At 64.8% G+C, this 9,708-nt stretch carries 11 protein-coding genes and 1 pseudogene; 10 read left to right on the top strand and 2 right to left on the bottom strand.

Annotated features, from left to right (window positions below; genetic code table 11):
- Together KHY18_RS27120 and KHY18_RS15905 are read left to right on the top strand one after the other, a co-directional pair.
- Nucleotides 1–138: pseudogene (locus KHY18_RS27120) on the top strand (enoyl-CoA hydratase/isomerase family protein); the annotation flags it as partial.
- Nucleotides 139–165: 27 nt separating this feature from the next.
- Entirely contained in the window at nt 166–1,725 is a 1,560-nt protein-coding gene (locus KHY18_RS15905; protein ID WP_213301804.1) for a malonate--CoA ligase, read from the top strand.
- 28 nt (nt 1,726–1,753) lie between these two features.
- On the opposite strand, the gene KHY18_RS15900 is transcribed toward KHY18_RS15905, so the two are convergent.
- The gene (locus KHY18_RS15900; protein ID WP_213301802.1) at nt 1,754–2,197 is read right to left on the bottom strand and encodes a universal stress protein; all 444 of its coding nucleotides are present in this window, start codon (nt 2,195–2,197) and stop codon (nt 1,754–1,756) included.
- Between the two features lie 108 nt (nt 2,198–2,305).
- Here KHY18_RS15900 and KHY18_RS15895 point away from each other — a divergent pair, with 108 nt between their 5' ends.
- From KHY18_RS15895 to KHY18_RS15860, 8 genes are all read left to right on the top strand, one after another.
- On the top strand, nt 2,306–4,756 hold the full coding sequence (locus KHY18_RS15895; RefSeq protein WP_213301800.1) for a heavy metal translocating P-type ATPase: 2,451 nt from the start codon (nt 2,306–2,308) through the stop codon (nt 4,754–4,756).
- Nucleotides 4,756–4,893: a cbb3-type cytochrome oxidase assembly protein CcoS gene (gene ccoS / locus KHY18_RS15890; RefSeq protein WP_159916696.1), complete on the top strand. Its 138-nt coding sequence runs from the start codon at nt 4,756–4,758 to the stop codon at nt 4,891–4,893. Before KHY18_RS15895 ends, ccoS begins: the two co-directional genes overlap by 1 nt.
- A 63-nt stretch (nt 4,894–4,956) precedes the next feature.
- Nucleotides 4,957–6,396 carry a cytochrome-c oxidase, cbb3-type subunit I gene (gene ccoN, locus KHY18_RS15885; RefSeq protein WP_213301798.1) on the top strand — a complete coding sequence of 480 codons (1,440 nt, stop codon included), beginning with the start codon at nt 4,957–4,959 and terminating at the stop codon, nt 6,394–6,396.
- Nucleotides 6,397–6,412: 16 nt separating this feature from the next.
- On the top strand, nt 6,413–7,042 hold the full coding sequence (gene ccoO, locus KHY18_RS15880; RefSeq protein ID WP_213301795.1) for a cytochrome-c oxidase, cbb3-type subunit II: 630 nt from the start codon (nt 6,413–6,415) through the stop codon (nt 7,040–7,042).
- 12 nt (nt 7,043–7,054) lie between these two features.
- The gene (locus KHY18_RS15875) at nt 7,055–7,195 is read left to right on the top strand and encodes a cbb3-type cytochrome oxidase subunit 3 (RefSeq protein ID WP_159916705.1); all 141 of its coding nucleotides are present in this window, start codon (nt 7,055–7,057) and stop codon (nt 7,193–7,195) included.
- A gap of 30 nt (nt 7,196–7,225) precedes the next feature.
- Nucleotides 7,226–8,140, top strand: coding sequence for a cytochrome-c oxidase, cbb3-type subunit III (gene ccoP / locus KHY18_RS15870; protein WP_213301793.1), 915 nt, complete (start codon nt 7,226–7,228; stop codon nt 8,138–8,140).
- A gap of 91 nt (nt 8,141–8,231) precedes the next feature.
- A complete protein-coding gene (locus tag KHY18_RS15865) occupies nt 8,232–8,519 on the top strand; it encodes a FixH family protein (RefSeq protein WP_213301791.1) in 288 nt (95 codons plus the stop codon).
- Nucleotides 8,520–8,599: 80 nt separating this feature from the next.
- On the top strand, nt 8,600–8,884 hold the full coding sequence (locus KHY18_RS15860; RefSeq protein WP_213301788.1) for a hypothetical protein: 285 nt from the start codon (nt 8,600–8,602) through the stop codon (nt 8,882–8,884).
- A 23-nt stretch (nt 8,885–8,907) separates the two neighbouring features.
- Here the strand turns inward: KHY18_RS15860 and fnr are convergent, their stop codons facing one another.
- Complete coding sequence (gene fnr, locus KHY18_RS15855) at nt 8,908–9,630, bottom strand: fumarate/nitrate reduction transcriptional regulator Fnr (RefSeq protein WP_213301785.1); 723 nt, start codon at nt 9,628–9,630, stop codon at nt 8,908–8,910.
- Nucleotides 9,631–9,708 lie beyond the last annotated feature (78 nt).

Here is a 9,708-nt window from a genome sequence, read left to right as displayed (position 1 = left end):
CCCCTGGCCGCCGCGCAGGCGCTGGCGGGGCAGGGCGTGCAGGGCCAGTCCGGCGATGATGTGTATGCGTATGCCGATGGGGCCGAACACCGCGAAGGCATAGCCGCCTTCCTGGAAAAGCGGACCCCTGCGTTTTGAATATCCACGAACTTTTTCGAGATTTCCATGCTTTCTGACGACAACCTGTTTGGCGCGCTGCGCGCGGCCTTTCCTTCGGACCTCGATGCCACGGCCGTCGAGGCCATAGGCGCCGACGGCCACAGCCTGTTCTACACCTGGCGCGACCTCGACCAGGCGAGCGCGCGCATGGCCAATCTGCTCGAATCGATGCACCTGCCGGCGCGCAGCCGCATTGCCGTGCAGGTCGAGAAATCGGTGGAAGCGCTGATCCTGTACCTCGCGACGCTGCGCGCCGGCCATGTGTTCCTGCCGCTCAACACCGCCTACCAGAGCGCCGAGATCGAATACTTCATCGCCAACGCCGAGCCCGCGGTCGTGGTCTGCTCGCCGGGCAACTTCGGCTGGGTGTCCAAGATCGCGTTCCAGGCCGGCACGCAGTCGGTGTTCACGCTGGGCGACGACCGCAGCGGCAGCCTGCTCGAGCGCGCGGCCCACCACAGCGATCACCATGTGCCGGTGGCCAGCGGCGCTGACGACCTCGCGGCGATTCTGTACACCAGCGGCACCACGGGCCGCAGCAAGGGCGCGATGCTCACGCACGGCAACATGCTGTCGAATGCGCGCGTGCTCAAGGAATACTGGGGCTGGCAGCCCGATGACGTGCTGATCCACGCTCTGCCCATCTTCCACGTGCACGGCCTGTTCGTCGCCATCCATGGCGCGCTGCTCAACGGCAGCAAGATGCTGTGGTTCGCGAAGTTCGACCCGGCGGCCGTGATCGCGCGCATGCGCGACGCGACAGTGTTCATGGGCGTTCCCACGCTCTATGTGCGCATGCTCGCCGACGCGCGCCTCACGCCCGCGGCCACGGCGCACATGCGCCTGTTCGTCTCGGGCTCGGCTCCCATGCTGACCGAAACCCATGCGGCCTGGCAGCAGCGCACGGGCCATACCATTCTCGAGCGCTACGGCATGAGCGAGACCATCATGCTGACCTCCAACCCCTGGAGCGCCGACGCCGCCCAGGGCGGGCAGTCGGAGCGCCGCCCCGGCACCGTGGGCTTTGCGCTGCCGGGCGTGGGCGTGCGCGTGCTGACCGACGCAGGCGAGGCCGCGGCCGTCGACGAGATCGGCAATATCCAGGTGCGCGGGCCCAATGTGTTTCCCGGCTACTGGCGCATGCCCGAGAAGACGGCCGAGGAGTTCACGGCCGACGGCTGGTTCAAGACCGGCGACGTGGGCCGCATCGATGCGCGCGGCTATGTGAGCATCGTCGGGCGCAGCAAGGATCTGATCATTTCGGGCGGCTACAACGTCTACCCCGCCGAAGTCGAAAGCTTCATCAATGATCTGCCGGGCGTGGCCGAAAGCGCGCTGGTGGGCGTGCCGCACCCGGACTTCGGTGAAGTCGGCGTGGCCGTGGTCGTGGCCAAGACGGGCGCCGCGTTGCAGGCCCAGCCGCTGGTCGATGCATTGAAGGGGCAGCTCGCCAACTTCAAGATTCCCAAGCGCTGCTTCGTGGTCGACGAGCTGCCGCGCAACACCATGGGCAAGGTGCAGAAGAATCTGCTGCGTGCCCAATATCAACAGCTGTTCACATCCTGAGCGGCGCCAGGCCGCTCAGGTGGGCGGCTTAGCGCAGTACCAGTACCGGCACGGTGGAGTGCGTCAGCACATGCTGGGTTTCGCTGCCCAGCAGCAGGCGCTTGAGGCCCTTGCGGCCGTGCGAGGCCATGACGATCAGGTCGGCGCCTTGCTCCCTGGCGACGTCGATCAGCGTCTCGGCGACCAAGTCCGACTTGATTACACTGGTTTTCACGGGTACTCCGCGGGCTTCTCCGGTGGCGATTATTCCGTTGAGCAACTGTTGCGCGCTGTGCACCCATTGGTCCTCGATGCGCTTCACGTCGTCGATGCTGGTGTAGTCACCACCTTCGAGATAGCTGCGCGAGTAGAGCGGCACGACTTTGACGACCACGACGCTGGCCTTGCACAGCGCCGCGAGTGAGAGCCCACTTTCAATGGCCTGGTCGGACAGTGGTGAGCCATCGGTGGCGATGAGAATGCGTTGGTACATACGGCCTCCTTGGTTGAAACATGGATGGATCGCAGCCTAAGCTTATCTGGCTTTTCGCAATTGATGAAGATCAATACGCGTATGATTCGCCCCAGTTACGCTTGCGCCATGTCTTACAAGAATCCCGAACCGTCCGCAGCGACGGAGACGGTAGCGCTCGATTTCGGCCCCCTGTCCACCGAGGCAAGCGCTTCGCTGCTGGACGACCCACAGGAGTGGAGTGCATTTGGGAGGCCCGTCGGGCCGACTGCCACCCACGAATCCGAACCCCCACCAGATGCTTCCCTCACATGGGATTCCCATGTGGTTTTGCACGGCATGCATTGTGCCGCCTGCGCGCTGACCATCGAGGATGCGCTGCGCGGCGTCCCGGGTGTGGAACGCGCCGAAGTGAGTGCCGCGACGCAGCGTGCACGCGTGGTCTGGAACCCTTCTCAAGTACTGCCATCCCAGTGGATGGCTGCGGTCGAGCGCGCGGGCTACCAGGCCTTTCCGGCACGCGACGCCTTTGCGCGCGAGATTCGCAAGCGCGAAAGCCGCAGGGAACTGTGGCGCTGGCTCGTGGCCGGTCTGTGCATGATGCAAGTCATGATGTACGCCTGGCCCGCGTATTCTTCCAAACCCGGCGATCTCACGCAAGAGATGGAAACCCTACTACGCTGGGCTTCGTGGGTGCTGTCGCTGCCCGTCGTGCTGTTTGCCTGCGGGCCGTTCTTCTCGAATGCGCTGCGCGACATCCGCGCGCGCCGCGTGAGCATGGACCTGCCCGTGGCCCTGGGCATGCTGATCACTTTTGTCGTGAGTTCCATCGGCACCTTCGATCCTTCGGGCCCGTTCGGCCGCGAAGTGTTCTTCGATTCGCTGACGATGTTCGTCTTCTTCCTGCTGTCGGGGCGGCTGCTGGAGATGCGCCTGCGCGACCGCACGGCCGGCGCGCTCGAAGCCGTGATGAACCGCCTGCCCGACAGCGTGGAACGGCGCACGGCAGGCGGCAGCTGGGAGCGCGTCGCCACGCGCCGTCTGCAGGCCGGCGACACGGTGCGCGTGCTGCCCGGTGAAGCCTTTCCCGCCGACGGTGAAATCGTCGACGGCAGCACCCATGCCGACGAAGCCCTGCTGACGGGCGAATCGACGCCCGTGCTGCGCCATGTGGGCGATGCGGTCGCGGCCGGCAGCTACAACCTCGACGCCGTGGTGCAGGTGCGCGTGCTGGCCGCGGGCGAGGGCACGCAGTTCGCGCAGATCGTCGCGCTGATGGAAAGCGCATCGCTGCAAAAGCCTCGACTGGCGCAGCTTGCCGACCGCATCGCGCGTCCGTTCCTGATCGCCGTGCTCGTGGCCGCAGGCCTGGCCGCGGCCTGGTGGTGGCCCACCGATCCCAGCCACGCGATGATGGTCGCCGTGGCGGTGCTGATCGTGACCTGCCCCTGCGCGCTGTCGCTGGCCACGCCCGTGGCCATGCTCACGGCCGCCGGCACGCTGGCGCGCAGCGGCGTGCTGGTGCGCAATCTGCAAGGCCTCGAAGCGCTGGCCGCGGTCGATACGCTGGTGTTCGACAAGACCGGCACGCTCACGCGCGACGGCATGGCCGTGCGCAGCCTGCAGCCGGGCGCGGGCGTGGCTGCGGATGAAGCCCTGGCGCTGGCCGGCCTGCTCGCGCGCCAGTCTGTTCACCCCGCTTCGCGCGCCGTGGCGCGCGCCGCCGACAACGATGGCGCGGCGCAGGCGCTGGCCGCGCGCTGGCAGATCGTGCAGGTGCAGGAACGCGCGGGCTTCGGCCTGATCGCCGCCGTGCACGACAGCCTGCAGCCCGACCTGCTGCGCCATTTGCGCCTGGGCTCGCTGCGCCACACGGGCGCGGCGGAGCAGGGCGCATCGCCGCTGCAGCAGGTGGTGCTCACCGAAGAAGACAGCCAGGGCCAGGCGCGCGAACTACTGCGTTTCGGCCTGAGCGAAGACCTGCGCGCCGAAGCGCCGGCCGTGGTCGCGCAGCTGCGCGCCGCGGGCATTCGCGTGCTGCTGCTGTCGGGCGACCGCGACGCCGCCGTGCAGCGCATCGCGGCGCAGACGGGCATCGATGTCGCCGTGGGCGACTGCACGCCCCAGGACAAGCTCGCGCGCCTGCAGGCCGAACAGGCCGCCGGCCGTCAGGTGGCCATGGTCGGCGACGGCCTCAACGACGGCCCGGTGCTCGCCGGCGCCCATGTTTCCTTTGCGTTTGGCCGCGCCGTTGCGCTGGCCCGATCGCGCTCCGATTTCGTGGTGCTCGGCGACCGTCTGGAACTGGTCGCCCAGACGCTGCTGCTGGGCCGGCGCACCTTGCGCATCGTGCGCCAGAACCTGTGCTGGGCCGCTGCGTACAACGCCGTTTCGGTGCCGCTGGCCGTCGTCGGCTGGATGCCCGCCTGGCTCGCGGGCCTGGGCATGGCGCTGAGCTCGCTGCTGGTGGTGCTCAATGCCGCGCGCCTGGCGCGCGCGCTGCCGCTGGCCCATGTCGATGGCCTGGCTGCCGGCCCGGTCGCCCAGCCGCCCGCCGCGGCGCTGTCAGGAGCGATTTGATGGAAATTCTTTACTTGCTGATCCCGTTATCAGTAGTCCTGGTTCTGGCCATCGTGGCCGCCCTGTGGTGGGCGGTCTACAGGGGTCAGTTCGAGAGTGTGGAACAAGAGGGGGAGCGGATTCTGAGAAACGATTGACATGTATCAATACACCAGAAGTCCGGTGGATAAACACTTTGCAAGCAATACAAGAGGTGCGCGATGGAAGCTCTAAAAAACAGTGCTGTGCATTACGACGATAAAGTCGTAAGACAGTTTTCAATCATGGCGGTGGTCTGGGGGGTGATCGGCATGGCCGTCGGCGTGCTCGTCGCCGCCCAGCTGGCCTGGCCCGAACTCAACTTTGGCGTGCCATGGTTGAGCTTCGGCCGCCTGCGGCCGCTGCACACCAATGCGGTGATCTTCGCGTTCGGCGGCAGCGCGCTGTTCGCCACCAGCTACTACGTGGTGCAGCGCACCTGCCAGACCGGGCTGTTCATGCCCAAGCTCGCGAGCCTGACCTTCTGGTGCTGGCAGCTGGTCATCGTAGGCGCCGTGATCAGCCTGCCCATGGGCTACACCCAGGGCAAGGAATACGCTGAACTCGAATGGCCCATCGATCTGCTGATCCTGGTCACCTGGGTCAGCTACGCCATCGTGTTCTTCGGCACCATCGGCATCCGCAAGGTCAAGCACATCTATGTGGCGAACTGGTTCTTCGGCGCCTACATCATCGCCATCGCACTGCTGCACATCTTCAACAACATCTCCAGCCCCGCGGGCTGGATGAAGAGCTACTCGGCCTATGCCGGCGTGCAGGACGCGATGATCCAGTGGTGGTACGGCCATAACGCCGTCGGCTTCCTGCTGACCGCGGGCTTCCTGGGCATGATGTATTACTTCATCCCCAAGCAGGCCGGTCGTCCGGTCTACAGCTATCGCCTGTCGATCGTCCACTTCTGGGCGCTGATCTTCACCTATATGTGGGCCGGCCCGCACCACCTGCACTACACGGCGCTGCCCGACTGGACGCAATCCGTGGGCATGGTGTTCTCCATCATCCTGCTGGCGCCGAGCTGGGGCGGCATGATCAACGGCGTGATGACGCTGTCGGGCGCCTGGCACAAGCTGCGTGACGACCCCATCCTGCGCTTCCTGATCGTGGCGCTGTCGTTCTACGGCATGTCGACGTTCGAAGGCCCGATGATGGCCATCAAGACCGTCAACGCGCTGTCGCATTACACCGACTGGACCATTGGTCATGTGCATTCCGGTGCGCTTGGCTGGGTGGGTCTGATCACCATGGGTTCGCTGTACTACCTGATCCCACGTCTGTTCGGTAAGGACAAGATGTACTCGGTGCCCGCGATCGAGCTGCACTTCTGGATGGCGACCATAGGCATCGTGCTGTACATCGCCGCGATGTGGATTGCCGGCGTGATGCAGGGCCTGATGTGGCGTGCGGTCAACCCCGACGGCACGCTGACCTACACCTTCGTCGAAAGCGTCAAGGCGACCTATCCGTTCTACGTGATCCGCGTGGTCGGCGGTCTGCTGTACCTGGGCGGCATGCTGGTCATGGCCTGGAACACCTGGATGACGGCCATCAACGGCCGCTCCGTCAAGGTCGCCATTCCCGCAGTGAACCAGGCCCACGCCTGAGTTCTAGGAGCCTCACATGTCTGATCAAAACAAAAAATCGAGCGGATTCACCCACGAAAAGGTGGAAACCAGCAATTTCTGGCTGATCGTGCTGACGCTGGTGACGATCGCCATCGGCGGCCTGGCCGAAATCGTGCCTCTGTTCTATCAAAAGTCGACCACCGAAGCCGTGCAGGGCGTCAAGCCCTACACCGCGGTGCAACTGGTGGGTCGCGACATCTATCTGCGCGAAGGTTGCTACAACTGCCACTCGCAGATGATCCGCCCCTTCTACGCCGAAACGCTGCGCTATGGCCACTACTCGGTGGCCGGCGAGTTCGTCTACGACCACCCGTTCCAATGGGGTTCCAAGCGCACCGGTCCCGACCTGCACCGCGTGGGCGGCAAGTACAGCGATGAATGGCATCGCATCCACTTGAACAACCCGCGCGACGTGGTGCCCGAGTCGAACATGCCCGCCTATCCATGGCTGTCAAAGACCGCTGCGGACCATGGCTCGGTGGCCGCGCACATGACGGCGCTGCGCCGCGTGGGCGTGCCCTATACGGACGACGAGATCAAGGCGTCTACCGACGAGGTCAAGGGCAAGACGGAAATGGAAGCCGTCATCGCCTACCTGCAGGTTCTTGGCACGGCACTGAAGTAAGAGGAAAGCACCATGGACATCATCACCACCATGCGCATCGTGGTCACGCTGGCGTCTTTTGCCTTCTTTGTGGGCATCTGGTGGTGGGCTTACGCCCGCCGCAACAAGGCCCGCTTCGATGAGGCAGCGCAGTTGCCCTTTGAACAGGACTGAAGTGTCCTGTCTGCATAACGAGAACAACCCATGAGCGATTTCGTAAACAATTTCTGGTCGATCTTCGTGATCGTGCTGACCCTGGGCGGCATTCTTTTCTGCGCGCTGCTGCTGCTTTTCACGGCGCGCAAGAAAGTCGTGTCCTCCGCGGACAACACCACCGGCCATGTCTGGGACGGTGACCTGCGCGAGTTGAACAACCCCTTGCCACGCTGGTGGGTGTGGCTGTTCGTCATCACCGTGATCTTCGGCATCGTCTATCTCGCGGCCTATCCGGGCCTGGGATCGATGTCGGGCAAGCTGGGCTGGTCGCAGGTCGGCGCCTACGAGGCCGAAATGGCCAAGGCCAAGGCGCAGATCGAGCCGCTGTATGCGCGCTTCGCGACGATGACGCCCGAGCAGCGTGCCGAGGATCCGCAGGCCATGGCCATTGGCGAGCGTTTGTTCATGAACAACTGCGCGCAATGCCACGGCTCGGACGCAGGCGGCGGCAAGAGCTTCCCCAACCTGACCGACGGCGACTGGCTGTATGGCGGCGATCCCGAAACGATCAAGACCACCATCACCGAAGGCCGTTTCGGCATCATGCCGCCGATGGCCGCCGCCGTGGGCTCGCCCGAAGACGTGCGCAATCTGGCGCACTATGTGCTGAGCCTGTCGGGCAGCCCCAGCGATTCGCTGCGCGCTTCGCTGGGCAAATCGCATTTCACCGCCTGCGCGGCCTGCCACGGCATGGACGGCAAGGGCAATCAGGCCATGGGCGCGCCCAACCTGACCGACGACGTGTGGTTGCACGGCTGGGGTGAAGCCGCGATCATCGACATCATCAACAACGGCAAGCAGAACCAGATGCCGGCGCAGAAGGACAAGCTGACCGAAGGACAGATCGGCGTGCTGACTTCCTACGTCTGGAGCCTCTCGCACAAGCCTGCCACCGCGCGCTGATAGCGCCGACCAGGGCGGCGCTGCCGCCCTTTTTTTCGTCCGGGCGCCCGCGCAGCGCCGGCGCCCGGACCGCAACCTTGAAAGCCGCACCATGTCGAAAAATCCTGCCAATGCTCCCGCACACGATCCCCGGCCCTGGTGGAAATTCGGTTTTGTCTGGATGGTGATCGGCGGCCCGGCCGTGGTCGTGGTCGCGGGCCTGGTCACGTTCTGGATTGCCGCCACCAATCCAGACCCGGTGATCGACCCCGACTACTACCGCCACGGCATAGAGATCAACCAGACGCTGTCCGAGAAGCCCGACCTGCGCCTGGCGCCCGCGCTGACCGGCCGCAACCACGCGGCCACGCCGGCCGAACACGCGCCCACCGACCGCTGACCGCGGCCCGCGGGTTTTCCGCAGCGCCCGCGCGCGCCTTTGCCTGCAGAATGAATTCCTTGCTGCGAAAGGAGTTCCTGATGTGGGCAAAACGCTTGATGTGGATTCTCTGGCCCGCCTTCCTCGCCGCCTGTGCGATGGAAATGCTGGTCTTCGCGTTCGTCGATCCGAGTGAAATCCAGTGGAACGGCGCGGCGCCGGCCTGGAGCCGCCAGGCGTTCTATACGCTGTCGTTCTTTGTGTTCTGGCTGGTCATCAGCGGCGCGAGCGCCTTGACCTGTCTGCTGGGCATGGGGCCGGCCGAGATCAACGGCTGGGAGAAGGACGCGACTGCGCTGCGCGACCCGGCGCCCGCACTGGACTGAACGCCGCGCGCCTCACTGCGCGCTTACTCGCAGCCGTGCTGGTTGTTGACGATGCGCTTGAGCGCGTCGGTGTCGAGAATGCGGATATGGCGCTGCTTGACTTCGACGATGCCTTCTTCGACAAACTTCGAGAACGTGCGGCTTACCGTCTCCAGCTTCAGACCCAGGTAGCTGCCGATTTCCTCGCGCGTCATGCGCAGCACCAGCTCCGACGCCGAGAAACCGCGCGTGTGCAGCCGCTGCACCAGGTTCAGCACAAAGGCCGCGAGGCGCTCTTCGGCGCGCATGCTGCCCAGCAGCAGCATCACGCCATGCTCGCGCACGATTTCACGGCTCATCACCTTGTGCACATGGTTTTGCAGCACCGTGACTTCGCGCGACAGCTCCTCGAGCTTGTCGAAAGGCATCACGCACACTTCGGCGTCTTCGAGCGCGACCGCATCGCAGGTGTGGTGGTCGTTGACGATGCCGTCGAGGCCTATGATTTCGCCGGCCATCTGGAAGCCCGTCACCTGATCGCGCCCGTCTTCGGTCGCCACGCTGGTCTTGAAGAATCCGGTACGGATCGCGTAGAGCGACGAGAACGCCTCACCGTTGTGGAACAGCAAGGCGCCGCGCTTGACCTTGCGGCGCACGGCGACGATGGTGTCTATGCGTTCCATCTGCTCTTCGTTCAAGCCGATGGGCAGGCACAGTTCCCGCAGATTGCAGGTGGAACAGGAGGCTTTGATCGCTTGTAGATTCATGGAAATGGGACCTCGGGGTGGGCGATGCAAGACAGAAGACCGGGGCGGCCCTCTTTATCGCATGGAACGCCGCAGCCT

Origin of the sequence: Acidovorax sp. CCYZU-2555 (assembly GCF_018413525.1) — a bacterium.
GTDB lineage: Bacteria > Pseudomonadota > Gammaproteobacteria > Burkholderiales > Burkholderiaceae_C > Comamonas.
The sequence above is the reverse complement of the archived record's forward strand: the minus strand, read 5'-3'. Positions and strand labels throughout refer to the sequence as shown.

Excerpts from the sequence above, each read along its gene's own strand:
- KHY18_RS15905 (WP_213301804.1), top strand. The coding sequence starts at position 166 with ATGCTTTCTGACGACAACCTGTTTGGCGCGCTGCGCGCGGCCTTTCCT.
- KHY18_RS15900 (WP_213301802.1), bottom strand. The coding sequence starts at position 2,197 with ATGTACCAACGCATTCTCATCGCCACCGATGGCTCACCACTGTCCGAC.
- KHY18_RS15895 (WP_213301800.1), top strand. The coding sequence starts at position 2,306 with ATGTCTTACAAGAATCCCGAACCGTCCGCAGCGACGGAGACGGTAGCG.
- ccoS (WP_159916696.1), top strand. The coding sequence starts at position 4,756 with ATGGAAATTCTTTACTTGCTGATCCCGTTATCAGTAGTCCTGGTTCTG.
- ccoN (WP_213301798.1), top strand. The coding sequence starts at position 4,957 with ATGGAAGCTCTAAAAAACAGTGCTGTGCATTACGACGATAAAGTCGTA.
- ccoO (WP_213301795.1), top strand. The coding sequence starts at position 6,413 with ATGTCTGATCAAAACAAAAAATCGAGCGGATTCACCCACGAAAAGGTG.
- KHY18_RS15875 (WP_159916705.1), top strand. The coding sequence starts at position 7,055 with ATGGACATCATCACCACCATGCGCATCGTGGTCACGCTGGCGTCTTTT.
- ccoP (WP_213301793.1), top strand. The coding sequence starts at position 7,226 with ATGAGCGATTTCGTAAACAATTTCTGGTCGATCTTCGTGATCGTGCTG.
- KHY18_RS15865 (WP_213301791.1), top strand. The coding sequence starts at position 8,232 with ATGTCGAAAAATCCTGCCAATGCTCCCGCACACGATCCCCGGCCCTGG.
- KHY18_RS15860 (WP_213301788.1), top strand. The coding sequence starts at position 8,600 with ATGTGGGCAAAACGCTTGATGTGGATTCTCTGGCCCGCCTTCCTCGCC.
- fnr (WP_213301785.1), bottom strand. The coding sequence starts at position 9,630 with ATGAATCTACAAGCGATCAAAGCCTCCTGTTCCACCTGCAATCTGCGG.